Source organism: Microvirga roseola, assembly GCF_020866965.1.
Taxonomy (GTDB): Bacteria; Pseudomonadota; Alphaproteobacteria; order Rhizobiales; family Beijerinckiaceae; genus Microvirga; species Microvirga roseola.
The window spans coordinates 1-409 of sequence record NZ_JAJATX010000211.1 but is presented as its reverse complement, the minus strand read 5'-3'; the positions used below and the strand labels follow the sequence as shown (position 1 = coordinate 409).

The 409-nt window shown below is 66.0% G+C and carries 1 pseudogene; it reads right to left on the bottom strand.

The annotated features are described in order from the left end of the window. A pseudogene (locus LG661_RS24925) lies at nucleotides 1–409 on the bottom strand (hypothetical protein); the annotation flags it as partial.

Below are 409 nucleotides of genomic sequence, written 5' to 3'. Positions count from 1 at the left end.
CGAGCTTGGAGAAGTACCTGTTGTCGAGCCAGAGGCTGTCGTCCTTGCCCCGGAAGTCGCTGATCGTGTCGAAGTTCACCTTCCGGTCCGTCTTGGCCGTGCCGAGCTTGGTGTTGAACACGAACACATCGTCGCCTGCGCCCCCGGAGAGCCGGTCGTTGCCCAGCCCGCCTTTGAGCACGTCCTTGCCCCGGCCGCCCTTGAGCACGTCCCGGCCCTTGCCTCCGGCAACCTGCTCCACCGCGAGATCCCCCACCGTCACGGTGAAGGCCTTGTCGAAGGTGATGCCACCCTCGTCCGTAACCCGCACCACGACCCGGTGCGAGCTGGCCCGCTCGTAATCGAGCGTTGCGCCTGCCGCCACCACAATGGTTTGGTTATCCGACAGCGCAAAGCGGCCGCCGGCGCT